Source organism: Isoptericola variabilis, from assembly GCF_050311655.1.
Classification (GTDB): Bacteria; Actinomycetota; Actinomycetes; order Actinomycetales; family Cellulomonadaceae; genus Isoptericola; species Isoptericola variabilis.
The window spans coordinates 32,581-56,975 of sequence record NZ_JBNOZM010000005.1 but is presented as its reverse complement, the minus strand read 5'-3'; the positions used below and the strand labels follow the sequence as shown (position 1 = coordinate 56,975).

Annotated in this window: 20 protein-coding genes, 1 tRNA gene and 1 pseudogene; 10 read left to right on the top strand and 12 right to left on the bottom strand. The window is 74.3% G+C overall.

Translation table 11 applies throughout. The annotated features are described in order from the left end of the window. Window positions 1-79 precede the first annotated feature (79 nt). Window positions 80-739 carry a 5-formyltetrahydrofolate cyclo-ligase gene (locus ACQP60_RS12450; protein ID WP_429732884.1) on the top strand — a complete coding sequence of 220 codons (660 nt, stop codon included), beginning with the start codon at window positions 80-82 and terminating at the stop codon, window positions 737-739. Between the two features lie 4 nt (window positions 740-743). Here the strand turns inward: ACQP60_RS12450 and ACQP60_RS12445 are convergent, their stop codons facing one another. Further along, window positions 744-1,295, bottom strand: coding sequence for a CGNR zinc finger domain-containing protein (locus tag ACQP60_RS12445; RefSeq protein ID WP_429732881.1), 552 nt, complete (start codon window positions 1,293-1,295; stop codon window positions 744-746). A gap of 141 nt (window positions 1,296-1,436) precedes the next feature. On the opposite strand from ACQP60_RS12445, the gene ACQP60_RS12440 reads away from it, so the two are divergent. Next, window positions 1,437-1,880, top strand: coding sequence for a VOC family protein (locus ACQP60_RS12440; protein WP_429732878.1), 444 nt, complete (start codon window positions 1,437-1,439; stop codon window positions 1,878-1,880). A 34-nt stretch (window positions 1,881-1,914) separates the two neighbouring features. Next, the gene (locus tag ACQP60_RS12435; RefSeq protein ID WP_429732875.1) at window positions 1,915-2,355 is read left to right on the top strand and encodes a hypothetical protein; all 441 of its coding nucleotides are present in this window, start codon (window positions 1,915-1,917) and stop codon (window positions 2,353-2,355) included. A gap of 72 nt (window positions 2,356-2,427) precedes the next feature. On the opposite strand, the gene ACQP60_RS12430 is transcribed toward ACQP60_RS12435, so the two are convergent. After that, window positions 2,428-5,160: a penicillin acylase family protein gene (locus ACQP60_RS12430; protein ID WP_429732872.1), complete on the bottom strand. Its 2,733-nt coding sequence runs from the start codon at window positions 5,158-5,160 to the stop codon at window positions 2,428-2,430. A 104-nt stretch (window positions 5,161-5,264) separates the two neighbouring features. On the opposite strand from ACQP60_RS12430, the pseudogene ACQP60_RS12425 reads away from it, so the two are divergent. Next, window positions 5,265-5,405, top strand: a pseudogene (locus ACQP60_RS12425) (FmdB family zinc ribbon protein); the annotation flags it as partial. A gap of 14 nt (window positions 5,406-5,419) precedes the next feature. On the opposite strand, the gene ACQP60_RS12420 reads toward ACQP60_RS12425, so the two are convergent. Continuing rightward, window positions 5,420-5,599, bottom strand: a complete 180-nt coding sequence (locus tag ACQP60_RS12420) for a hypothetical protein (RefSeq protein WP_429733642.1) — start codon at window positions 5,597-5,599, stop codon at window positions 5,420-5,422. A 157-nt stretch (window positions 5,600-5,756) separates the two neighbouring features. Here ACQP60_RS12420 and ACQP60_RS12415 point away from each other — a divergent pair, with 157 nt between their 5' ends. Beyond that, entirely contained in the window at window positions 5,757-6,551 is a 795-nt protein-coding gene (locus tag ACQP60_RS12415; RefSeq protein ID WP_429732869.1) for an SAF domain-containing protein, read from the top strand. Between the two features lie 117 nt (window positions 6,552-6,668). Beyond that, the gene (gene mscL, locus ACQP60_RS12410; protein ID WP_429732867.1) at window positions 6,669-7,100 is read left to right on the top strand and encodes a large conductance mechanosensitive channel protein MscL; all 432 of its coding nucleotides are present in this window, start codon (window positions 6,669-6,671) and stop codon (window positions 7,098-7,100) included. A gap of 113 nt (window positions 7,101-7,213) precedes the next feature. On the opposite strand, the gene ACQP60_RS12405 is transcribed toward mscL, so the two are convergent. After that, window positions 7,214-7,420, bottom strand: coding sequence for a hypothetical protein (locus ACQP60_RS12405; protein ID WP_429732864.1), 207 nt, complete (start codon window positions 7,418-7,420; stop codon window positions 7,214-7,216). A gap of 33 nt (window positions 7,421-7,453) precedes the next feature. Then, window positions 7,454-12,025, bottom strand: a complete 4,572-nt coding sequence (locus ACQP60_RS12400) for a hypothetical protein (RefSeq protein WP_429732861.1) — start codon at window positions 12,023-12,025, stop codon at window positions 7,454-7,456. 324 nt (window positions 12,026-12,349) lie between these two features. On the opposite strand from ACQP60_RS12400, the gene ACQP60_RS12395 reads away from it, so the two are divergent. Then, window positions 12,350-13,591, top strand: a complete 1,242-nt coding sequence (locus ACQP60_RS12395; RefSeq protein ID WP_429732858.1) for an MFS transporter — start codon at window positions 12,350-12,352, stop codon at window positions 13,589-13,591. On the opposite strand, the gene ACQP60_RS12390 is transcribed toward ACQP60_RS12395, so the two are convergent. From ACQP60_RS12390 to ACQP60_RS12380, 3 genes are all read right to left on the bottom strand, one after another. Next, a complete protein-coding gene (locus ACQP60_RS12390; RefSeq protein ID WP_429732855.1) occupies window positions 13,592-14,116 on the bottom strand; it encodes a DinB family protein in 525 nt (174 codons plus the stop codon). Between the two features lie 85 nt (window positions 14,117-14,201). Further along, a tRNA-Arg gene (locus tag ACQP60_RS12385) sits at window positions 14,202-14,274 on the bottom strand. A gap of 171 nt (window positions 14,275-14,445) precedes the next feature. Continuing rightward, on the bottom strand, window positions 14,446-15,675 hold the full coding sequence (locus tag ACQP60_RS12380) for an ROK family protein (RefSeq protein ID WP_429732853.1): 1,230 nt from the start codon (window positions 15,673-15,675) through the stop codon (window positions 14,446-14,448). Window positions 15,676-15,742: 67 nt separating this feature from the next. Here ACQP60_RS12380 and xylA point away from each other — a divergent pair, with 67 nt between their 5' ends. The 3 genes from xylA to ACQP60_RS12365 all read left to right on the top strand — a co-directional run bounded on the left by xylA (window position 15,743) and on the right by ACQP60_RS12365 (window position 19,981). Then, entirely contained in the window at window positions 15,743-16,909 is a 1,167-nt protein-coding gene (gene xylA, locus ACQP60_RS12375; protein WP_429732850.1) for a xylose isomerase, read from the top strand. Window positions 16,910-17,008: 99 nt separating this feature from the next. Continuing rightward, window positions 17,009-18,493 carry an FGGY family carbohydrate kinase gene (locus ACQP60_RS12370; RefSeq protein WP_429732847.1) on the top strand — a complete coding sequence of 495 codons (1,485 nt, stop codon included), beginning with the start codon at window positions 17,009-17,011 and terminating at the stop codon, window positions 18,491-18,493. 126 nt (window positions 18,494-18,619) lie between these two features. Continuing rightward, the gene (locus tag ACQP60_RS12365) at window positions 18,620-19,981 is read left to right on the top strand and encodes a serine hydrolase domain-containing protein (RefSeq protein ID WP_429732844.1); all 1,362 of its coding nucleotides are present in this window, start codon (window positions 18,620-18,622) and stop codon (window positions 19,979-19,981) included. A gap of 33 nt (window positions 19,982-20,014) precedes the next feature. On the opposite strand, the gene ACQP60_RS12360 is transcribed toward ACQP60_RS12365, so the two are convergent. The 4 genes from ACQP60_RS12360 to ACQP60_RS12345 are packed head-to-tail and all read right to left on the bottom strand — an operon-like array spanning window position 20,015 to window position 24,318. After that, the gene (locus tag ACQP60_RS12360; RefSeq protein ID WP_429732841.1) at window positions 20,015-20,941 is read right to left on the bottom strand and encodes a carbohydrate ABC transporter permease; all 927 of its coding nucleotides are present in this window, start codon (window positions 20,939-20,941) and stop codon (window positions 20,015-20,017) included. Continuing rightward, entirely contained in the window at window positions 20,938-21,468 is a 531-nt protein-coding gene (locus tag ACQP60_RS12355) for a hypothetical protein (protein WP_429732839.1), read from the bottom strand. Before ACQP60_RS12355 ends, ACQP60_RS12360 begins: the two co-directional genes overlap by 4 nt. A gap of 1 nt (window position 21,469) precedes the next feature. Then, complete coding sequence (locus ACQP60_RS12350; protein ID WP_429732836.1) at window positions 21,470-22,978, bottom strand: extracellular solute-binding protein; 1,509 nt, start codon at window positions 22,976-22,978, stop codon at window positions 21,470-21,472. Then, on the bottom strand, window positions 22,975-24,318 hold the full coding sequence (locus tag ACQP60_RS12345; protein ID WP_429732834.1) for a glycoside hydrolase family 28 protein: 1,344 nt from the start codon (window positions 24,316-24,318) through the stop codon (window positions 22,975-22,977). The genes ACQP60_RS12350 and ACQP60_RS12345 overlap by 4 nt, the downstream gene beginning before the upstream one ends. Between the last annotated feature and the right edge of the window lie 77 nt (window positions 24,319-24,395).

Sequence of the window (24,395 nt, the reverse complement as noted above, 5' to 3'; positions counted from 1 at the left end):
GCCCGCGGGCCGGAGCCGTTCTCGGCGTCTCCGGCGCGCGCCGGGAACTCCCCGGACGGGACCCTGCCACAATGGCCCCATGCACGGCGACCGCAACGGATCGAGAGCACACCAGCCGTACCCCGTCGTCGCCGGGATGGAGGCCGCGGACGCCAAGGAGCAGCTCCGCCGGGCCATCCGCGCGCACCGCGCCGAGCGCTCCCCGCGCCTGCGGGACGAGGCCGCGCACGCCTTCGCCGAGGTGCTCGCCACGGTGCCCGCCGTGCGCGACGCGAAGGTCGTCGCGACCTACGTCTCGCGGCCCACCGAGCCCGGCACGCACGTCCTGCTGGAGCAGCTCGCCGCGCGGGGCACTCGGGTGCTGCTGCCCGTGCTCGGCGCGGGCCTGGCCCGCGACTGGGCCGAGTACGCCGGGCCCGACGACCTGCTCGAGCGCGCCCCGGGCCGCCCGCCCGAGCCGAGCGGGCCCGCCCTCGGCGCCGAGGCCATCACCGAGGCCGACGTCGTCGTGGCCCCCGCCCTCGCCGTCGACGACCGCGGCGTCCGCCTCGGCCAGGGCGGCGGCTGGTACGACCGCCTGCTGAAGATCCGCCGCCCGGGCGTGCCCGTCGTCGCGCTCGTCTTCCCCGAGGAGCTCTACGACTCCGCCACCCACCCGCTGCCCGCCGAGGAGCACGACGTGCCCGTGCACGCCGTCGTCACCCCCGACGGCTGGCGGGAGCTCCCTGACAGGACTTGACGGGTCAGGCGTCCGCGCCCGCGCGCTGCCGCGCGCGGTAGGCCGCCGCCTTCATCCGGCTGCCGCAGGTGGCCATCGAGCACCACTCGCGGCGCCGACCTCGGGAATGGTCGAGGTAGACCTGCGTGCACTCCGGCCGCCCGCACTCGCGCAGCAGCGCAGCGCTGTCCCCGCCGACGATCTCGACGGCCTCGCGCGCGATCTGGGAGAGCACCTGCCCGGCGCCACCTACCCGTGACCACCCCGCGTCGGTCAGCACCGGAACAAGCGGGGCGTCCGCGGCGTAGCGGTTGACCGTCCCGACCGCCCCAGCGGGCAGGGGCCTGTCGTGCAACCGCGCCCAGACCAGCGCGTAGACCGCCTCCCGCAGCTCGACGGCGCGCTCGACGTCGGCCGCGCCGGAGGACGGGGCGGCGGACAGCAGTCCCGACTCCACGAACCACGCGTCGAGGTCCGCAGCGGACGCCAGCTTCTCGGTGGGCTCGTCGTTGCGGCGCGCGCGGAGCGTTCCTACGAAGTCGAGCGCGAGGGTTCCACAGGGAAAGGCATGAAACACGTCACCACCCTGACAGGTGACGCCCGCCTGCGCAAGGCCGGGCCGCGTGACCATCACCACTTTGACAGGTGACGGCGATTGGAGCAAGGTCGTCACCAGTCAGACCGGTGACGCCGGTCGCCGAGAACACGGAGGAACACCATGGAGCTCGCCCTCGAGATCGTCGTCCTTCCCGTCTCCGACGTGGACCGCGCGAAGGACTTCTACACCGCGCTCGGCTTCCGCCTCGACGCCGACTTCCGCAGCGAGCGTGGCCTGCGCGTCGTCCAGGTCACTCCCCCGGGATCCGGGGCGTCCGTCATCTTCGGCGAGCACCTCACCGACGCCGCCCCCGGCTCGCTGCAGGGGCTGCACCTCGTCACCACGGACATCGCCGGGGCCCGCCAGGAGCTCCGCGACCGTGGGGCGGACGTGAGCGAGCTCTGGCACGACGCCGACGGCGTCTTCCACTGGGCCGGGGACGCCCACCGCGTGCCCGGCCCCCACCCGGCCGCCGACAGCTACGCCACCTACGCGTCGTTCGCCGACCCGGACGGCAACGGCTGGGTGCTCCAGCAGGTCGTCACCCGCGCGCCGGGCCGCTGATACCCCACCTCGACGAGACCTCGGAGACCACACCATGACCACCGCACCCCGCCTCGACCGCGCCGACCAGGAGGCGCTCGACCGGTTCCGGGAGGCCGACCGCCGGGCCGGCCGGAGCCTGTCGCCCGCCGTCGTCGAGGCGTTCGAGCGGCTGACACCCCGCCAGCTCGACGCCCTCCTCGCCGCCACCGGGAACGACGGCGCGGTCGACGCCCCGTCGCCGGCGCGGGCCGACGACCCGGCCGGGCCGCACGGCGTCGTCCGCCGCTGGTTGCGCGGCCCGGGCCGCACGGCCCTGGCGCTCGGGGCCGCGTTCGTGGCGGCGACCGCCACCGCCGTCACCGGCATCGCGCTGCTCGAGGACTCCACGACCCCTCCCACCGCCGGGTCGGACCAGGTCGTCGACGCGGGCGACCTGGCGCAGCAGCTCGCGTGGGCCGACGCCTACGGCGAGGCCTTCGCGGACGATTTCTGAGCCGAGACGTCGACGAGCCCCTGACGTCGGGACGTCCGGGGCTCGTCGGGTGCTCGTCAGCCGCTCAGCCGGTCAGGGCACGAGCGTGGCGCGCGTCTCCGCCGCCTCCTCGACCGCCTCGCGGGTGAACGGCCATGCGAACGTCTTCCCCGCGGCCCAGTCGTCGAGCTGGTCGTCGTAGTGCGACGACGCCGGGTGGCCGGACACGCCGGTGACGGTCACCCACGTCGACGCGTCCAGGTCCGCCAGGTCGACCACCATCCGCATGGACGGACCGGTCGTCACGGCGAAGCTGCCGGTGCCGGCGTCCCACCCCGTCGCGTTGACGATGGACGAGCCCCCGGGCATCCGCACCGGGCCGGGGTTGACGAGGTCGCGCACCAGCCCGGGCACCTCCTCGCCCCCGATCACCGGGTGCTCGAGCTGCAGCGTGTGCAGCGTGCCCCAGTCCCAGTCGGCCGGCTCCTTCGAGAGCTCGACCGTGAGGTCGCGGCGCGCGCTGGTCAGGGCCCGCGTGAGGATCTCGTCGCGCGACTCGACGACGTTCGCCGTCGTGCGGTCGTCCCAGAACGCGTCCTCGGACCGGTCGAGCATCGACTTCACGACCAGGAGCCACTGCGACCCGCCGTCGGGGCGCATGCTCGGCGGCAGGTCGTCCCAGAACGCCTCCTGCAGGAGGTTGCGCCACACGGCGGCGAAGTAGGCGGCCGCCGGCGAGTCCGCGTCCATCCGGTAGTCCCAGTCCGCGAGCAGCTCCTGCCCGGCCGCGACGTAGGAGTCGTCGAGGTCGATGTCGAGCAGCGTGGGCACGAGGGCCTCCGCGAACGCCGACCAGTCGTCGTTCTGGATGCGGTTCATGTCCTCGGCCGTGAACGGCCGGCCGGACGCGATCTGCTGCGAGAGCAGGGTGCGGATGCGCTCCGAGCGGTACCCGTAGTCCCAGTCGTCCGCGAGGTACGGGCTGGACCCGTCGCGCAGCACGGCCTGGTTGGCCGCCACGATGAAGCCCTCCTCCGGGTCGAGCGCTCGCGGCATGTCGTCGGCGTCCACCCAGCCCTGCCAGTCGTAGCGCGGGTCCCAGCCCGGGCGCGGCCAGGTGCCGTCGGACGGCACGGGGCCCTTCACCGTCGAGCGCACGGGGATCCGACCGGGCGCCTGGTACCCGATGTGCCCGTCCGTCGTGGCGAACACGATGCTCTGCGCCGGCACCTCGAACAGCTCGGCCGCGGCGCGCACGTCGTCGGCGTCCTTCGCGGTGTCGAACGCGAAGACGGCGTCGGCGGTGCGGCCCGGCTGCAGGGCCGTCCACTGCAGCGCGACGGCGTACTCGCCGAACTCCGTGCCCTCCGAGGTGGGCGAGCCCACGACGTCTCCGACGTCGAGCACGTCCGAGATGATCGGCCCGTGCTCGGTGCTGCGGACCGTGAGGTCGACGGGGGTGCCGCCCGCGACCCGGATGGTCTCCTGGCGCGTGTCGAGCTGCTCCCACTGCTCCGCGCCGGCGTCCTTCAGCCACGTGTCGCCGCGCACCCGCTCGATGAAGAAGTCGGTCACGTCCGCGCCCATGTTGGTCAGGCCCCAGGCGAGGTCGCCGTTGTGCCCGATGACGACGCCGGGGAAGCCCGCGAAGGAGAAGCCCGCGACGTCGAACGGGCACTCGGCCGAGACCTCGTTGCAGTGGAGGCCCACCTGGGCCCAGATCCCCGGCGCGGACAGCGCGAGGTGCGGGTCGTTCGCGAGCATCGGCTCGCCCGACTCGGTGTGCTCCCCCGACACGACCCACGAGTTGGAACCCGCCGCGTCGCCGCGGCCCACCAGCACCGGCACCGCGTCCAGCGCGCTGCGCGTCGACTCCATCGCGGCGCCCAGCGCGGAGACGGCCTCGTCGCCGCCCGACGCGCGGCCCACGAGGGCCGACGTCAGCTCGGCGTCGGTCGCACCGTCGGTGCCCGTGCCGTCCGACGACGCCTCGTCGCCCGACGTCCGGGCCGCACGGTCGTTGTCCAGGTCGCGGGTGTGCAGCACCGGCCGGTTGCCGCTCTCGTCGTACGCGGGGAAGAGCTCGTCGACCAGGTCCGTCTCGCCGAGGGTGCTGTACGCCAGGGCCCGGTCGAGCTCGCTGTCGTAGTTGCCGCGCAGGTCCCAGGCCATCGCCTTGAGCCACGCGAGCGAGTCCACCGGGTCCCACGGCTCCGGCTCGGCGACGTCCACCCGCGCGCCCAGCACCGTGTACTCGACGCCGAGCTCCTCCGGGTCGCGGCTCTCGAGGTAGGCGTTGACGCCCTGCGCGTAGGCCTGCAGGTAGTCGCGCGACTCGTCCGAGATGAGGTGCCACTCCTCCTCGGCCACCTGTCGCCACCCGAACGTGCGGGTGACCTTGTCCGCCTCGATCGCCGCGGGGACGTCGCCGACCAGCTCGGCGAGACGCCCGGACGTCACGTGACGGCGGTAGTCCATCTCGAAGAAGCGGTCCTGCGCCTGCAGGTACCCCTGGGCGCGGAACAGGTCCTCGGGGGTGTCCGCGTAGACCTGCGGCACGTCCTGGGCATCACGACGCACCTCGACGGCGGCGCTCAGGCCCGGCACCTGCTGCGAGCCCTTGTGGTCCGGCAGCGGCCGGCGCAGCGTGACGACGGCGAAGACCGTGCCGGCCACCAGGGCCAGCACCACGACGACGGCGACGCCGACGACGGCGCTGCGGAGCCGCGAGCGCCGGCGGGGTGCCTCGTCGGTCTCCGTCACGTCCTGGGAGGGGTCGGGCTCGGACGGGTTTCCGGGTTCTGCAGGGGTGACGGTCGCTGACACGCAGGCGAGACTACCGTCCGGCGTATGATTGGCACTCGCATCACCTGAGTGCCAGCATCACGCCCGTCGCGGCGGGGTGCCGGCGTCCGCCCCGAGGAGATCACGTGCCCACCTATGCGTACCGGTGTGCCGACTGCGGCCACGCCTTCGACGTCCACCAGGCGTTCACCGACGACTCGCTGACCGTCTGCCCCGAGTGCGGCGGCACGCTGCGCAAGCAGTACGGCTCCGTCGGCGTGACGTTCAAGGGCTCGGGCTTCTACCGCACCGACTCCCGCTCCGGGTCCGGCAAGGGCTCCTCCGCCAGCTCCTCGTCGTCGAGCGGCTCGTCGAGCTCGTCCAGCAGCTCGTCCGGCACGGGGTCGTCGAGCGGCTCGTCGTCGACCGGCTCGTCGGGCTCCTCGAGCTCCTCGTCCTCCGGGTCGTCGAGCGCCTCCAAGGCCGCCGCCTCCTGATCCCCTGGCGGCACCCCGCCGACGACGCCGACGACGCAGGCGCGGTGGTTCCGGGCGTGGACGCTGCCCCCAGGACCGCGCCGTCCACAGGCCGGCGCACCACGGCGACGCACGGAGCCGGGGCGACCTAGCGTCGCCCGCATGCCGCTGCCCGACACGTTCCCCCGCCCCGCCGCCCGCCGCGCCCCGAGTTCACCGGCCGGGCCCTCGCGGCCGCCCGAGCCCGGCCGTCCGGCCGGACGGCGCCGGGTCACGCGACGGCTGCGGTCGTTCCTCTGGCGGGCGCGCTTCGTCCTCGCCGCCGCGTGCTGCGGCCTCGCGGCCGCCGCCGTCGTGCAGGCCGTGCGGCCCGCCCCGCCGCCGACGGTGGACGTCGTCGTCCCCGCGCACGCGCTGGCCGCTGGCGAGCCGGTGGCTGCCGACGACCTCACCACCGTCGCGGTGGCCACGGCCCTCGCCCCCGACGGCGTCGCCACGGATCCCGCCGAGCTCGTCGGGCGCACGCCGGTGACCGCGCTGCCCGCCGGGCTCCCCCTCCACCCCGGGCTGCTGCCGGGCGGCGGCGTGGTCTCGCTCGCCCCTCGGGGGACCGTGGTGGTGCCCGTCCTCCTGGAGGACACCGCGGCCGGGTGGCTGCGGCCCGGCGACCGCGTGGACCTGGTCCTGACGGGCGAGGCCGCGCGGGCCGCCGCCACCGGCAGCGAGGGCGGCGCGGGTAGGCGCGACGACGACCGGGACGACGCCTACCTCGCGCGGCGGGCGCTGGTGCTGCCACGTCCGGAGGCCGCCGAACCGGCCGGCGGCGGCCTGCTGTCCGGGGCGACCGGCACGTCCCAGGACGCCGACGTCACCCTCGTGGCGGTGTCCGAGGACGAGGCGCCCGGGCTGTCCGCCGCGTCCGGGTGGGGCACCGTCGGCGCGGTGCTCGTCCGGTGACCCGACCGCAGGAGTACGGCGCCAGCCGTTGCAGCCCGCCGCGTCGCCCGCGAGAATCGGCGACCGTCAACGCAGGCCCGGCTCGTCCAGGGCGAGCCACACCACAGGGGGACTCACGTGAAGAGCATTTTCGCGGGCTTCAAGGAATTCATCATGCGCGGGAGCGTCGTCGATCTCGCCGTCGGCATCATCATCGGCGGCGCGTTCACCGCGGTCGTGACGGCGATGGTCGACAACATCCTCAACCCGATCATCGGCGCGATCTTCGGCAAGCCCGACCTGACGAACCTCTGGGACATCACGCTGCGGGGCCCGCACGACGGCATCGGTCCTTCGGTGCTGTCGGTCGGTGGCTTCCTGGACGCCGTCCTCAACTTCCTCATCATCGCGGCGGCGCTGTACTTCGCCATCGTCATGCCGCTGAACAAGCTCGCCGAGCGTCGCGCCCGCGGCCAGGAGGAGGAGCCGGAGCCGCTGGCGCAGGACACCGTCCTGCTGCAGGAGATCCGCGACCTGCTCGCCGCGCAGTCCGGCCGCTCGCAGTACTGACCCGCGGTCCCGACGCCGCGGTCGTCACCCTGCGGCAGCGGCAACCCGCTCCCGCGTCCGCGGCGCCGTCGGCCGAGCCCGTCCGGACGAGGTCCTCGGGCCGGCCGGCGGCGTCAGCGCCGGCCCCAGTGCGGCGGGACGTCGCGCAGCAGGCGGTCGTCGTTGTCGTCGTGACCGCCGCGGTCGTCCGCCGTCTCGCCCAGCACCGTCTCCCGCTCGGTGCCCTGCCGGACCACGCGGCGCCGCACCCGCTTGCGCGGGGCCGCGTCCCCCGCGGGGTCGCCGGACGCCGGGCCGGCCGGTTCGGTGGAGTCGATCACCCGACCATTGTCGGGCATCGTGCGCGGGTCCTGTCAGGCCTCGGGGCGTCCCTCACCCTCGTCCCCGGCGGGGGTCTCGGCATCCGCCTCGTCCGCGGGCGCGGCGTCGGCGGCCTTCTCGACGGCCGGGTCGTCAGCGACGTCCTCGGCAGGGTCGGCAGTCACGTCGTCGGCGTCCACCGCGGCGCCGTCCTGAACCGCCGCGCCGTCCGCCGGGGCGGCATCGCCTTCCAGGACGGTCGCGGCGTCCATCGGGGCGGTCTCGAGATCGTCGTTCCGCACCGCCGCCGCAGCCAGGTCCTCGGCACCGACCTCGACGACGTCGGGCGTGCCGCCGAGGTCGACGGGCGGCTCGTCCTCGTCCGGCAGCACGGGCACGACGACCTCCCGCGGGGGGACCACGCCGCCGGCGGTGCCGATCCGCTCGTCGCGCACGCGCTGCACGAGCCGGCGCACGCGGTCGGCCTCGCCGTCGGGGTCGAGGAACGCGGCGGCGGACCAGACCTGGGTGACGACCCAGCCCAGCCGCTCCAACCGCTCCGCGAGCTGCCGGTCGCGCACGCGCACGGACGGCTCCGCGACGTACGCGGCGTCGTCGGTCAGCACGGCGACGAGCAGCTCGCCCGGCAGGTCCGGGTGCCCCACGACCAGCGGGATGCGGTCGCCGTCGGCGGCGCCGTAGTCGGTCTCGACGAGGTAGCCGAGCTTCCACAGCCGCTCGCCGAGGTCGACGAGCAGGCGGTCGGGCGCGCGGCCGACGTCGACGCCGTTGCCGAGCCGCACCTGGTCGGCCACGCCGGAGCGACGCTCCGCCAGCTCGAGCGTCTCGACGAGCAGGCGCGGGCCGGCGCTGCGCAGACGCTCGGGGTCGAGCGCGTCGGCCGTGAAGCAGGACACGACGTGCAGCCGCTTGCAGGTGGCGCCCAGCGCGCCCACCAGCATGGCTTCTCCGCCGGCCTCGCCGAGCACGCCGAAGCGGTGCAGCACGCGGCCGTGCGGCGTCCGACCGAAGCCGACGGACAGCAGCACCGTGTCGCGTGACAGCCCCGCCACGCCGGTGATGTCCGCGACGACGACCGGCTCGGGCCGCGAGCCCGAGAAGAACGGCGCCAGCGCGGGGTTGGCCCGCACCTCGGCGAGCAGCGCCTCGCGCACCCGGTCGGCGTGCGCGGCCGTCACCGTGACGATCGCGAACGTCTCCTCCGGGCGGGTCAGGGCGTGCTCGATCGACACCTCGACGACACGGTCGACCTCGGCCTGCGTGCTCTCGACGGTGCCCGAGACCGGGTCCGGCATCCCGGTGCCCTCCACGACGTCGAGGTGCACCAGCGGCTCGGCGCGCGGCAGGGGCGCCGGCCGCAGCAGCCCCTCGTACCCGTGCGCGGCGAGCAGGCGGGTGAGCTCCGGGTCGCGGCTGTGCTCGTGCGGCTGGAGAGTCACGGAGGGCAGCAGCGCGGACAGCTCGTGCACGCTGGAGCCGGACGCCGACCGCGGGTCCCCCACCACGACGACCTGCCGCCCGCGCGCGATCGCGGGCACCACGACCTCCGTGGGCACGTGCTGCACGGCGTCGAGGATCACGACGTCGGCCGTGCGGTGCTCGGGCAGCAGGTGCGGCACCAGGGTGGGCGTCGCGACCAGCGCCGGGCGGAGGCGGCGCAGGATGTCGCCGTGCCGCTCCGCGAGGTCGCGCAGCGTCGTCATGCGGCCCTCGATGAGCTCGGTGAACAGCGCCTCCGCGGAGTCGCGGTCCTCCCGCATCGCCGACCCGAGGTGCGCCCGCGCGGCAACCCGCACCGGCTGGGACAGCGCGGCGAGGTGCTCGCGGTCGAGGTCCCGGAAGCGGCGGGCGAGCGCGTCGAGCCCGACGCCGTCCTGCCCGGCGAGCACCGGGTCGGCGGCGAGCAGCTGCTCGAACACGGACGACCACCAGGCGAGCTCGAGCTCCGCGGCCACGAGGTCGCCGGGCACCCGCCGGTCGGTGAGGTCGTCCACGAGGTCGCCCACGCCCGCGGTGCGCGCCGCGCGCAGCAGGCTGGTGCGCTCGGGCAGCACGGCGAGCGCGTCCGCGTCGCCGGCCAGCCGCTGCAGCCGCTCCGCGAGGCCGTCCAGGTCGAGGTCCAGGAGGTGGCCGCCCAGGGTGGTCGGCGCCAGCACCGGCTCGAGCGCCTCGAGGTCGATGCGCACCGCCTCGTAGGTGTCCTCGATGGAGGCGAGGCCCTCGGGGAGCGTCGGCCAGCCGCCGCGCTGCGCGTGCTCGGCCCAGACGTCGCGCTGCTCCTGCACCTGCACCAGCGCCTCGTGCAGGTTCGGCACCCGCACGCCCGGGCGGACCATGTCCTTGGCCCGCTTGCGCAGCCGGCGGCGCGCGAACCAGCCCATCTCGATGCCGTGCTCGGCGCGCCAGCGCCGCGACGCCGTCGCCTGCACCAGGTCGGCCGCCGTCCGCTCGAAGACCATCGGGTGGAACAGGTCGAGCGTGCTGCGCATGCCGCCGAGCATCTGGAGCTGCTCGCCCCAGCCGCGTACCGTCGTCGGCGTCGTCAGCCCCGTGACCTCGCCGGTGTACGCGAGCTGGCGGCGCAGCTGGGGCAGCGTGACGTCGCGCAGTCGCTCCACCCGCACCAGCGCCTGCCGTGCGTCGTCGTCGGTGAGCAGGTGCGCCCCGTACCAGGGGGTGGAGGACGGGCGCAGCGTGAACGCGCCCAGCGCGGCGGCCCGCTCCAGGCCCGCGGCGATCTCGCGGCGCCGCTCCGGCGTCAGCGCGAGCACCGACTCCGAGGCCAGCCGCACGGTGGTCGACGGCGCGGGCCGCTCGGCGGTGAGGCGCGCGAGCGCCTGCAGCGCGTCGTACGCGGACACCTGCCACGGCGAGCGGGGCTGGTGCAGCGCCTCGATGTAGCCGGTGAGCTGGGACCGGGTGCCGATGAGCGCGTCGCGCACGCGCGCCGCGCCGTCGACGTCCACCTGCTCGGGCTCGCTCGCCATCGCGGACAGGAGCCGGCGGGTCACGTCCTCGCGCCACGTCGGGTGCGGCGGCACGTCGAGCAGCAGGCTCTCCAGGCCGAGGGACTCGAGGCGCAGCGCCAGCCGGTCAGCGGCGCGGCGGTGCCCCGTCACGTAGAGCACGGAGCGGCCGGCGGCGGTCGCCTCGCCGACGACGGCGGCGAGCGTGCCCGCCACGTCCGACCCGACGGGCGCGTCGACGAACAGGTGCCCGCCCGTGGCGAGCGCGTCCAGCACGGAGCGCTGCTGCGGGTCGAGGTCGCCCACGCCGCGCTCGCGCGTCGGGTCCGCGTCGCCCCGGCGCGGGGCGGGGAGCTCCAGCGCGGACAGCCGCTGGGCCGCGTCGTCCACCCCGGCGAGCGCGGCGACCACCTCGTGCCGGTGCAGCGACGGCGCGAGCTGGTCGAGGTCGTCGACGAGCGCCTGGCCCGGGTGCACGAACGTGCCGACGAGCACGCGGCGGTCGAGCTGGAAGTCGTCCAGCACGGCCTCGCCCAGCGCCGCCACACGCGCCAGGACGTCGGTCGGGTCGAAGCCGGCGAGCGTGAACGTCGCCTTGGCGAGCGCCGCCGGGTCGAGCAGCGCCCCGTGCGCGCGCAGCGTCCGCGCCACCACGGGGTTGATCTCGACCGTCGGCTCCAGCGTGAGGTCGTAGTCGGCGCCGCCGTCCCCCCGCGGGGTGAGCGTGACCGGTCGCAGCACCACGGGCGCGTGCACCACGCGGCCGGCGGGCGCCGCGGCGTCCGGGTCCGACGGCGTCGCGCGCGGCGCGGCGGCCGGCTCGCGGGCGGCCATGGACACGACGGGGATCGACGTCGTCAGCGCGGGACCCTCGGCGTCCTGGTCCTCCGGTGCCGCCGGGCCGTCCGTGCCCGCGGTCGCGCCGCCCTGGTCGGTCGCGGCCTCCGCGTCCGGCTCCGGGGTGTCGCCCTCGGCGGCGTCGGCCGGGTCGCCGTCCGCACCGGCGGCCGCCGTCGTGCGCGACGACGCCACCCGCGCCAGCGCCGCGACGTCGTGCCGCTGCGGTCCGCCGCCCCCGAACGGGACCTCCGGTCCGTCGTCGTGCTCCGTCCAGGTCGCGACGCCGATCGCGAGGTACGTGGGCGCGACGCCGTACCGGGACGCGTGCTCCGCGGCGCGGGCCGCCACCGCCCGCGCGCGACGCCGAGCGGCCGGGAGCGCCTCGCCCTCCCGGACCAGGTTGGACAGGCGGGTCGGGCGGCCGGCGAAGAGGCCGGCCACCCCGTTCGGGTGCGCCTTCGAGAGGTCGACGATCGCCTCGCCGAGCAGGCCGACGTCGGACAGGGACGAGCCGCCCACCATGTCCACCAGGGACGCGCGCCAGCGGCGCGTCGCGGCCTCGACGGACGCGGCCGCCGCGGACGACGCGCTCTCCCGCCGGCCGTCGGCGCCGGGCATCGCCGCCGGTCTCGGGTCCTTGCGGGCGCCGGCGTCGCGCGCGGGGGTGTCGTCGGTGGTGTCGGCTCCCGCCCCGGGGCCGCCGTCCGCGCCCGTCCGGGGGGACGGGTCCGGCGCGGCGGGTGCCCCGGCAGAGGGGTCGACCGCGGTCGTGGCGGTGGATCGTCGGGCGGCTCTCACGCCAGCACGGTAGAACGGGCTGCCCCCGCGCCGGTGTCGGCGCGCCGAGGACCGCCGGAGCACGCGCTTCCGGGGCCCGCGAGGGCCCGCCGACGGAGTGGACGTGTTGACGCCCCCTCGGCGGGGGGTCCGAAGGGGCGTCGGGCCGGGCGCGGCCCGGCAAGGGACAGCGCGCACCGCGCAGGGGGCGGGCGATGCGCGCCGTCACCGAGAGTGTGCCGCCCAGCAGGGACGACGTCAATAAGGCATGGGGGCGAACCTTGCAAGCCGTCTGAGGATTATCAGAGGAGGACCGCCCGCCCCGCGCACCTAGGCTGGACGCCCGTGAGACGAGTGGTCGAGGCGGTGGCTCCCGCGCGGATGGGCACCGGGTTCCGGTGGCTGATGTCGGCGTCCTGGGTGAGCAACATCGGCGACGGCGTCGCCCTCGCCGCGGGCCCCCTCCTGGTGGCGTCGCAGACGAGCTCCGCCATGCTCGTCGCGCTCGCCGCGATGCTGCAGCGGCTGCCGTGGCTGGTGTTCGGCCTGTGGGCCGGCGTGCTCGCCGACCGCCTCGACCGGCGCCGCCTCGTCATCGTGGCCAACCTGCTGCGCGCCGTCGTCGTGGCCGCCCTGTGCGTGGTGATCGTGACCGGGCACGTGAACATCGGCGTCGTCCTGGCCGCGATGCTGCTCATGGGTGTGGCCGAGGTGTTCGCCGACACCACCTCCCAGACCCTGCTGCCCATGCTGGTGCGCCCCGCCGACCTCGGCATCGGCAACTCGCGGCTGCAGGCCGGGTTCCTCACCGCGAACCAGTTCGTGGGCCCGCCGCTCGGCGCCGCCCTGTTCGCCGCCGGGGCCGCGTGGCCGTTCGCCGTGCAGGTGCTGACCGTGCTGCTCGCCGTCCTGCTGGTGAGCAAGGTCGTGCTGACGCCGGTCCCGCCGGCCGAGGGCGCCGACCCGGCGACACCCCGCAAGGTGCGGCACGACATCGCCGAGGGGCTGCGCTGGATCTGGACCAACCCGCCCGTGCGCACCCTCGCGCTGGTGATCCTCGTCTTCAACGCCACGTGGGCCGCGCCGTGGGGCATCCTCGTGAAGTACTCGCTGGACTACCTGCACATGGGCCCCGTCGGGTACGGCCTGCTCACCACGGCCGCCGCCGTCGGCGGGCTGATCGGCACGTTCTCCTACGGCGCGCTCGAGCGGCGGTGGTCGCTGTCCGCGCTGATGAAGGTGTGCCTGACGCTCGAGGTGCTGTTCCACCTCGCGCTCGCCCTCGCGACGACCGGCTGGGCCGCGATGGCGATCCTGTTCGTCTTCGGTGCCTACTCGTTCGTGTGGGGCACCGTGTCCAACACGGTGCGGCAGCGTGCCACCCCCACCCGCTTCCAGGGCCGCGTCGGGTCGGTCTACATGATGTGCGTGTTCGGCGGCATCGTCGTCGGCAACGCCGTCGGCGGCGTCCTCGCCGAGCACTGGGGGCTCACCGCCCCCATGTGGTTCGGCTTCGTCGGCGCCGGCCTCACCCTCGTGCTGGTATGGCGGCAGCTCGCGCACATCGCGCATGCCCAGGCGGACTGACTACTCCCCCGTCGCGCCGTCGACCAGCTCCCGCACGACGTCGAGGTGCCCCGCGTGCCGGGCGTACTCCTGCAGCACGTGGAAGCAGATCCACAGCAGGGTCGGCGACTCGTCCTCTGCCGCGAAACGCCCGCCGACGGCGGCCCGCGCGGCGAGGTCGTGACTCGCCAGGATCTCGCGTGTCCGCGCGCCGCCCGCGTGCAGGTCGGCGACCAGCTCGTCGCGGCCCACGTCGTCGGGCACGTGCCACGGGCTGTCCGGTGCGCCGTCGGCGTTGTCGCCCCACGGCTGCTCGACCTGCTCACCCAGGAACCCCCAGACGAACCAGCGCCGCTCCATGTGCACCAGGTGCGCCAGCAGCTCCAGCGGCGTCCACGCCGACGGCAGCAGGCTGGAGCGCAGCTGCTCGTCGCTCAGCTCTGCCAGCTTCCGCACCACCACCGCGCGGTAGTAGTCGAGGTAGGCGGCGAACTGCTCCGCCGGGTTCGCGGAGTCCAGGCGGGGTTCGACGTCGGGGGGAGTCACGACGTCAGCCTATGCCGTCTCCCTGGACGATGCCCGGGACGATGCGGGCCCTTGACCAGCATTTATTGCAATCTATTTACCAAAGTGCGCCTGAGAGGATTCGAACCTCCGACCTACCCTTTAGGAGAGGGTTGCTCTATCCACTGAGCTACAAGCGCCGGCACCTTCGACGACGAAGGCGACCCACAGCCTAGCGCCCGCCTCGCGCGACGCCGACGATGGTCCGCCGCTCAAGGCGGCACTTTGCGCTCACGGCGGCAGTTCGAACTGCCGCGGCGAGCACGAACTGCCGCCGCGACGGCCCCGTCTGCGAAACGGGCGATCGACGGTCAGACCCAGCGGGCCGGGTCCGCGACCACCGACCGCAGCACCTCGCGCGCGCCGCCGGTGAGGGCGGCGTGCGGTCCGGCGGCGGCGGGGCGGACGTCGACGGGCGCGAAGGGCGCGGCGAGGGCGCGCTCCTCGACGACGCCACCGACGACGTGCCCCACCCAGCCGAACAGCTCGGCGTAGGCGCCGCCGAGCACGATGGTGGAGACGTCGACGAGGTTGACGAACGTGGCCAGCGCGGCACCCAGCGCCCGGCCGGCACGGCGGACGGTGTCGAGGGCCGCGTCGTCGCCGGCGCGCAGCAGGTCGACGATCGCGCGCACGGGCGCCGACGACGGCAGCCCGGAGCCGCGCAGCAGCACCTCCTTGCCGGCGTACTGCTCGAGGCAGCCGGTGGCGCCGCACGTGCAGCGCGGGCCGGCGGGGTCGACGACGACGTGCCCGATCTCGCCGTTCCAGCCCCGCTCCCCCAGGAACAGGTGCCGGTCGACGACGATGCCCGCGCCGACGCCGACGTCGCCGGAGACGTAGAGGAAGGACGGCGGCACGTCGCCGGCCAGCTCGGCGAGGGCGGCGAGCTTGGCCTCGTTCGCCACCTCGACGTCGAGCGGGTCGCCGTCGCCGGTGCGCAGGTCGAGCTCCGGCACGGGCTCGACCGACGACCAGCCGAGGTTGGGCGCGACCTCGAGCCGCCCGTCGCGCACGTCCACGAGCCCGGGCAGCGCGAGCCGCGCCCCGGCGACCCGCATCACGCCCCCCTCGACCTCCGCGATCACCTCGGCGGCGAGGGCCCGGAGCCGGGCGAGCACCTCGCGCGGGTCGGAGTCGTGCAGCGACCCGGTGACGACGCGCTCGGCGACGACGTCGCCCACGAGGTCGAGGGCGCGCGCGCCGAGGTAGTCGACGTTCACCTCGAGGCCGAGCCCGACGACCGACCGCCCGGCGCGCACGAGCGGGACGGCGGGCCGCCCGGCCTTCTGGGCCGCGACGGGCGGGAGCTCGGCGACGAGACCCCCGGCCACGAGCCGGTCGACCAGGGTCGAGACGGTGGCGCGGGTCAGGCCGGTGGCGGCGGCGACGTCGGCGCGGGACGGTGGTGCGGAGGCCTCGAACACGGCCGCGGCGACGAGGCGCAGGTTCCGCTCGCGGAGGGTGTGCTGGCGCGACGCGGCCCCGCCGTCGGGCACGCGGGGCGCCGCTGCGGGCGTCGTCGTCGAGGTGGCTGGCACGTGTTGACTCTAGCCCAGCGACGCGCAATAGTTCAGCCGTACAACAAAACTCGACGAGGAGAGATCCGTGAGCGACATCAAGTACTCGTTCGGCCTGTGGACCGTCGGCTGGCCGGCCAACGACCCCTTCGGCACCGCGACGCGCCCCGACCTGGACCCGGCGGAGTCCATCCGCAAGCTCGCGGACCTGGGCGCGTGGGGCTTCACGTACCACGACAACGACGTCTTCCCGTTCGGCGCCGACGAGGCCGAGCGCCGGCGCGGCATCGACGCGGTGAAGAAGGCCGCGGAGGAGACCGGCCTCGTCTGCGAGATGGTCACCACCAACACCTTCAGCCACCCGATCTTCAAGGACGGCGCGTTCACCTCGAACAACCGCGCCGTGCGCCGCTACGGCCTGAAGAAGGTGCTGCGCAGCGTCGACAACGCCGCCGAGATGGGCGCCTCCACGTTCGTCATGTGGGGCGGCCGCGAGGGCACCGAGTACGACAACTCGAAGGACCTCATCTCGGCGCACGCCCGCTACGCGGAGGGCATCGACACCGTCGCCGCCTACATCAAGGAGAAGGGTTACGACCTGCGCATCGGCCTGGAGCCGAAGCCGAACGAGCCCCGCGGCGACATCTTCCTGCCGACGATCGGCCACGCGATCGCGCTGATCAACACGCTGGACAACGGCGACATCGTCGGCCTGAACCCGGAGACCGGCCACGAGCAGATGGCCGGCCTCAACTACACGCACGGCATCGCGCTCGCGCTGTACTGCGGCAAGCTGTTCCACATCGACCTCAACGGCCAGCACGGCCCGAAGTACGACCAGGACCTGGTCTTCGGTCACGGCGACCTGCTCTCCGCCTTCTTCACGGTCGACCTGCTCGAGAACGGCGCCCCCAACGGCGGCCCGCGCTACGAGGGCCCGCGCCACTTCGACTACAAGCCGAGCCGCACCGAGTACCTCGACGGCGTGTGGGAGTCGGCCAAGGCGAACATGGCCACCTACGACATGCTCGCCGCCAAGGCCAAGGCCTACCGCGAGGACCCGGAGGTGCAGAAGGCGTTCGAGCACGCCGGCATCTTCGAGCTGGGCGAGTCGACGCTGGCCGAGGGCGAGTCGTTCGACGCGTTCCTCGCCGACACCTCGGCGTACGAGGACGTGGACGTCGACGCGATCGCCGAGCGCGACTACGGTCTGGTGCGCCTGCACCAGCTCGCGCTGCAGCACCTCATCGGCTGACCACCCCCGTCGTTGTGGGTGGGATCGTGGCCCTGTTTCGTGTCGAAACAGGGCCACGATCCCACCCACGACACTGAACGACCCGAGAAGGAAGCAACGATGCCCCTCGTCGCCGGCGTGGACACGTCCACGCAGTCCTGCAAGATCGTCGTGCGCGACGCCGAGACCGGCGCGCTGGTGCGCTCCGGCACGGCGAAGCACCCCGACGGCACGTCGATCGATCCGCAGCACTGGTGGGACGCGTTCCTCGCCGCGGCGCAGGAGGCCGGCGGCCTCGACGACGTCGCCGCTCTCGCGGTGGGGGGCCAGCAGCACGGCCTCGTCGCGCTCGACGCCGAGGGCCGCGTGGTCCGCGACGCGATCCTGTGGAACGACACGCGCTCCGCCGCCGCAGCGGAGGACCTGATCCGTGAGCTCGGCGACGGCGACCGCGATGCCGGCGCCCAGGCCTGGGCCGACGCCGTCGGGTCGGTGCTCGTCGCGTCCCTCACCGTCACCAAGCTGCGCTGGCTGCGCGACGCCGAGCCGGAGAACGCCGCGCGCGTCGCCGCCGTCGCGCTCCCCCACGACTGGCTGACCTGGCGCATCGCCGGCTACGGGCCGGAGGGCGAGTCGCCGCTCGGGCCGCGGCTCGACGCGCTGGTCACCGACCGCTCCGACGCGTCCGGCACCGGCTACTACGACGCCGAGGCGGAGGGCGGCGCGGGCGCGTACCGCCCCGACCTGCTCTCGCTCGCCCTCGGGCGCGACGACGTCACGCTCCCCCGCGTGCTCGGCCCGGCCGAGTCGGGCGGCGTCGCGCACGCGTCCGTCGCCGGCGCCGACGTCGAGGGCGGCGCCCTCGTCGGCCCCGGCGCCGGGGACAACGCCGCAGCGGCCCTCGCGCTCGGCATGACGCCCGGCGACATCGCGATCTCGATCGGCACGTCGGGCGTCGTGTCCGCCGTCGCGCCCTCCCGCACCGCCGACGGCTCCGGCGCCATCAACGGCTTCGCGGACGCCACCGGCAACGCCCTCATGCTCGCGGTCACGCTCAACGCGGCGCGCGTGCTCGACGCCGCCCGCGCGGTGCTCGACGTCGACGTGCACCAGCTCGCCGACCTCGCGCTCGCCGCCCCTCCCGGCGCCGACGGCCTCGTCCTCGTGCCCTACCTCGAGGGCGAGCGCACTCCCAACCGCCCGGACGCCACCGGCACGCTGCACGGCGTCCGCCTCGCGACGTCCACCCGCGAGCACCTCGCCCGCGCGTACGTCGAGGGGATGCTCTGCGGCCTGGCCGACGGGCTCGACGCGCTGCGCGCCCAGGGCGTGCCGATCGAGCGCGTCATGCTCATCGGCGGGGCCGCGCAGTCCCCCGCGGTCCAGCAGGTGGCCACGCAGGTCTTCGGGCTCGCGATCGGCGTCCCCGAGCCCGGCGAGTACGTGGCCGACGGCGCCGCGCGCCAGGCCGCGTGGGTCCTCGCCGCGGCGGCCTCCCCGGGCGCCGCCGCGCCCTCGTGGTCGACGACGGTCGCCACCACGCTGGACGCCGACCCGCGGCCCGTGGTGCGCGAGCAGTACGCCGCCGTCCGCGACCTGGTCTGAGCCGCCGAGCCCTCGCCGCGCCCCCTCGCCGCGGCGAGGGCACCGGACCGGCGCTCGTCTGGCATGGTGCTCGTCCTTGACGTGCCAGTCCTGGCACCACGGGAAAGCGGTTACTAGGCTGGCGTCATGATCGACCTGCACCCGCTCGTCGAGCGCGCCGCCGCCCTCGACGTCGCCCTGCACACCGTCGACGTGCGCCTGGGCGACGACCGACTCGTCCGTGCCGCGGCGCCGACGCGCGGCCACGACGTCCCGCAGCGGATGTACTCGGTGTCGAAGACCGTCACGGGCCTGGCCGTCGGGCTCCTCGCCGCAGAGGGGCGCCTCTCCCTCGACGACCCCGTGGTGACGCACTTCCCGGACCTGGTCGCCGGCCACCCGCCGCACCCGTGGCTCGAGGCCACCACGCTGCGGCACATGCTCGCGATGGTCGGGCCGCACCGCTCGACGACGTACAAGGTGCGCGAGGGCGGCTGGCTGGAGTCGTACTTCCGGGTGCCGCCGACGCACCCGCCCGGCACCCTCTTCACCTACGACACCAGCGCGTCGTACACGCTGGCCGCGCTGGTGGAGCGGACCACGGGCGGCACGCTCGCCGACTACCTGCGCCCGCGAGTGCTCGACCCGATCGGCGCCTCCCCCGGCCTGCGCTTCCTGCCCGGCCCCGACGGCTTCAGCCACGGCGGCTCCGGCCTGATCTGCGCCCCCGACGACCTGGCCCGCCTGGCACGGCTGCTCAACGACGACGGCGTGCACGACGGCGCGCGGCTGCTCCCGGCGGACTACCTCGCGGCCGCGACGTCGCCGCAGTCGGACCCCGCGACGGTGCGGTGGGGCGGACCGTTCCGCGCGGCCTACGGCTACCAGCTGTGGCTGCCGCCCGCGGGCGGCTGGCTGATGTTCGGCATGGCCGGGCAGATCGTCTACGGCGACCCGGAGACCGGGGTGAGCGTCGTCGTCACCGCCGACTCGCAGGCCGCCGTCGCCGGCGACCAGAAGCTGCTCGACCTGGTGCTCGACCGCCTCGTCGAGCCCGCGCGCGAGCTGGCGCGGGGGGACGTCGACGCGCCGCCGGCCGGCGACGTCGCCCCGCTCCCCTGGCTGTCACCGCGGCACGGCGCCGTGCACGCGCGCCCGCTGGCCGGCACCTGGACCACCCGCACCCCCGACGCCGGCCCGGGCACGTTCACGCTCGACGTCGACGCCGCCGGGGGCAGCGTCGCGTCGTCCGACGGCTGGGCGATCTCGTTCGACACCACCGGCCCGCTGGCGACGACGATCCGCGACGAACCGGCCGTCGTCACCGCCGGCTGGTCCGCCCCCGGCACCCTCGACGTGCGCGCGGGGACGCACGGCGACGAGCTGGCCACGCTCCGACTCCGCCTCGCCCTGGCCGACGACGGCACCCTCGCCGTCCAGTCGGAGGGCTTCGGCGAGACGCTCGACCCGCGCTGGACGTTCCACGCGGCCTACGCCCCCGTCGTCTGACCGCCGCCGCCGTGATGGGCGGCGAACCCCCGGTCAGCCCTTGACCGAGCCGATCAGGGCGCCCTTGACGAAGAACCGCTGGATGAACGGGTAGACCAGCAACATCGGCAGCGTCGCCACGAAGATCACGGCCATCTTCACCGACTGGGCGGGCGGGACGACGTCGACGGAGCCCTCGTCCGCGTTCATGCCGGACGCGACGATGACGATCTGGCGCAGCAGCACCTGGATGGGCCACTTCTCCGAGTCGTTGATGTAGAGGATCGCGGCCTGGTAGGTGTTCCAGTAGTAGACGGCGTAGAAGAGGCCGATGGTCGCGATCGACGCGAGCGACAGCGGCAGCACGATCCGCAGGAACACTCCCAGGTCCGAGCAGCCGTCGATGCGCGCCGCCTCCTCGAGGCTGTCGGGGATGCCCTGGAAGAAGCTGCGCATGATGACGAAGTTGAACGCGTTGACCAGCACCGGGAGGATCAGCGACCACAGGGAGTCGATGAGCCCCAGCTTCTGCACCACGATGAACGTGGGGATCATGCCGCCGCTGAACAGCATCGTGAACACGACGAGGAAGTTGATCACCCGTCGGCCCTTGAGGTACCGCTTCGACAGCGCGTACGCCATGAGCGCCGTGACCAGCAGGCTGAGGAACGTGCCGCCCACGGTGACGATGACGGAGACCCCCATCGCCTGGAAGATCGTCGACGTCGACAGGATGTACCGGTACGCGTCGAGCGTGAACGTGTGCGGGACGAGGATGAACGGCCGGGTGGCGATCTCGCCCGGGGTGGCGAGCGAGCTCCCGAGCACGTTGAGGAACGGGATCAGGCACAGCAGCGCGAATCCGGTCAGGACGACCGCGTTGACGACCTGGAAGACGCGCACCCCGACCGAGGGCTTGCGGGCCCGACCCGTGCTGCGGAGGGGTCGGGCGGCGGGCGGTGCCGCGGCGATCTTGCTCATCTGGAACTCCCGGTTCGGGGCTGGTCGGAATGCTGGTCGGAATGGTGGTCGGTCGTGCGCAGGGCGAAGAGCCCCGCGGTGACGAAGAAGCCGAAGGCGATCGGGTACAGCAGGAGCTGGCTGCCGAGGAGGCACGCGAGCCCCGCGGCGAGGAACCACCACCCGGTCGACCGTCGGGCGGGACGGCGGCGCGCCCGCATGAAGCCGACGACGGTGAGGCCGAGCACGATCGGCACGGTGAAGCTGAACCACGCCGCGAGGGTGCGCGTCGCCTCGTAGGCGACGTCGACCGGGACGCCCGCCGCGCCGGCGACGCCGCCGTCGGCGAGCAGCGGGTAGAGGGTGTCGGCGAACGTCGCCTCGTCGACGCCGTTCACCACCACCGTGAACGCGCCGAGGAAGAGCGTCGTCAGGGCCGCCGCCACCCCGGCCACCCAGAGCTCGACGGTGCGCCGGACCGTGACCGCCTCCTCGGCGGCCCCGGGCTCGGCGGCGTCGCGGCGGGCGGCCGTCTCGGTCATGGCCATGTCAGCCGTTCACCTCGGCGTAGGCGGCGGTGAGCTCCTGCTCGATGTCGCCCAGGCCCTGGCCGCGCAGCTTCTCGATCGCGGCCTCGTAGTCCGTCATCTCGATCTGCCCCACGACGTACTTGTTGTAGGCGTCCTTGGCCGCGTCGTGGATCGTGGTCCACTGCCGGTCGTAGGCCTCGGAGGACAGGGACTGCGCCGGGTTGACGACGGCGTACTCCTCGTTCTCGAGCATCTTCTCGTTGCCCTCGTCGACGTAGGGCTCGGTGCTCTTGTACGTCACGACCTTCTCCGACAGCCGCGAGGACGAGTACGGCTGGACCTCCTGCTCCCAGGCGGTCTGGTCCTCGATCGTCACCACGCCGTCGCCGTCGACCGAGTAGTGCTCACCCTCGACGCCGTTGGTCATGAGGCCGTACGCCTCCTCGTCCAGCAGCTTGTCGGCGAACCCGAGCACCCGCTTCAGCTCGGCCTCGTCCTTGACCTCCGACTTGGGGAAGGACAGCCAGCCGCCCAGCCCGCCGGCCGTGTCGGTGAGGATCCTGCGCGGCACGTCCTGGTAGGTCATGTCGTTGATCAGGGCCCACCTCATGGGCGTCTTCGGGTCCGCGTCCTGCGCGAGCGCGAGATAGCCCTTGGCCTCGAACAGCCCGGTGACGACGATGCCGCCCTTGCCGCGGGCGATGGCGTCCTGCTGGTTCGTCTTCTGCATCGTGACGAACTCCTGGTTCACCGCGCCCTGCTCGTACAGGCCGCGGTACCACTCCATCGCCTGCTTGAAGGCGTCGCCGTCGAGCGTGGAGCGCACCTGCCCGGCGTCGTCCACCTCGAAGTCGTCACCGGCGCCGAAGTACCCCGACAGGGAACGGAAGCCCAGGTCGAAGCTCTCCTCGCGGTCGATGAAGCCCGTGGTGTCGTCCTTGCCGTTGCCGTCCGGGTCGTCCTTGGCGAACGCGACGGCGACCTTCTCCAGGTCCTCGATCGTGTGCGGCACCTCCAGGCCCAGGTTGTCCAGCCAGTCCTGCCGCACGACCACGCCGTAGCGCGCCTTGATCTTCTGGAACGGCACCCCGTAGAGCTTGCCGTCCAGGCGGGCCGCGTCCAGCGTCTGCGGGTCGATCTTCGCCAGGTTCGGGAAGTCCTTGAGGTAGGGCTCGACGTCCCAGAACATCCCCGACGTCAGCGACTGCCGCACGGTCGAGCTGTCGACCGGCGCCATCGACACCATGTCGGCGAGCGCGCCCGACGAGAGCGCCGCGTTGAGCTTCTCGGCCGACGACGCCGCCGGCACCCACTGGACCTCGAAGTCCTCGCCGGTGTGCTTCTCCAGCGCGGTCTGGATCGGGCCGTCCTCGTCGGGCGTCACGGGGGTGTGCAGCGTCGCCATCCAGGTGAGGGGACCGTCGGCGTCCCCGCCGCCGTCGCCGGACCCGTCGCTGCCGCACGCGGCGAGCGCGAGCGCGGCCACCGCGGCCGTGGCCGCTCCCCTGACGAACAGGCTCTTCCTCATGCGAGGTGCTCCTCTCCTGCCGCCTGCTCCGTCGCAGGCGTGCTCGGCGCGCGGGCGACGTCGGTGTCGTCCCGCTCGATCAGTCCGGTCACGTCGGTGAGCCGCAGCGTGGGGCTCGCCTCCGCCGACACCTCGGGGCCGACCGCCCCGACCACGCGCACCCGGGTGAACGTGGAGTCGGCCAGGTACCCGACGCGGATCCCCGCCCGCGCCACCGCGTCGACGCCCGCCGCCATGGCGGGGACGCCGGGCTCGGCGTCGTCGGCGAACGAGATCGCGACGTCGTCGAGGGTGATCTCGCTCAGGGGCGCCTCGGGCAGCCCGTACAGGTGCGCGGCCGCCGCGTGCACGCCCCGCGCGGTCACGTGGGCCAGGTGGATCCGGCGGAACGACGGGGTCCGCTCGTCCACCGGGTACGGGGACCGGTCGGCGACCCACGGTTCCTTGCCGTCGGGGCCGCAGAAGTAGTAGGGGTTGATGACGAACGGGCACAGCACCCCGTCCATGACCACGTTCGCCACGCGCACGTCCTCGACGACGCCGCCGCGCCCGCGCCGCGACTTGAGCCGGATGCCGCGGTCGGTGCCGGAGAAGACGCAGCTCGTGATGACGACGTTGCGGATGCCGCCGCTCATCTCGCTGCCGAGCACGACGCCGCCGTGGCCGTGCACCATCGTGCAGCCGGTGATCGTGATGTTCTCGCACGGCACCCGCTCGGCGGTGCGCTCGGTGCCCGCCTTGATGGCGATGCAGTCGTCGCCGACGTCGATGTGGCAGTCGCTGATCCGCACGTTGCGGCACGACTCGGGGTCGATGCCGTCCGTGTTGGGCGAGTCGGCGGGGTTGTGGATCCGCACGCCGGACACGCTCACGTCCTCGCACAGCAGCGGGTGGACCGTCCACGCGGGCGAGTTCGTGAGGGTGACGTCGCGGATCGTCACCCGGGTGCACTCGTGGATGCCGACGAGCGTGGGCCGCGGGTACGCGAGCGACTCCCGGTCGTGGCGGAACGTGTCCCACCAGGCCGCGCCGCCGCCGTCGATCGTGCCGCGACCGGTGATCGCGACGTCGGTCTCGCCGTGCGCCCACAGGCACGGCTGGTGGATCGTGGAGGTGGCGCCCTCCCAGCGCGCCTCGACCGGCGGGTAGAGCGCGGGGTCGGGCACGAACTCGAGCCGCGCGCCCGCCTCGAGGCGCAGCTCGACGTGCGAGCGCAGGCGCAGCGCGCCCGTGCGGTGGGTCCCGGCGGGCACCACCACGGTGCCGCCGCCCGACGCCGCGGCGTCGTCGATCGCGGCCTGCAGGGTCGTGGTCGCGAGGGTGTCGTCGAGGGTGTGCACGTGTCGCCTCTCGGTGGTGCCTGGTGTGGCGGGCGGGCGTCCGGCCCTCTCGAGGGCCGGACGTCCGCTCACCGCGT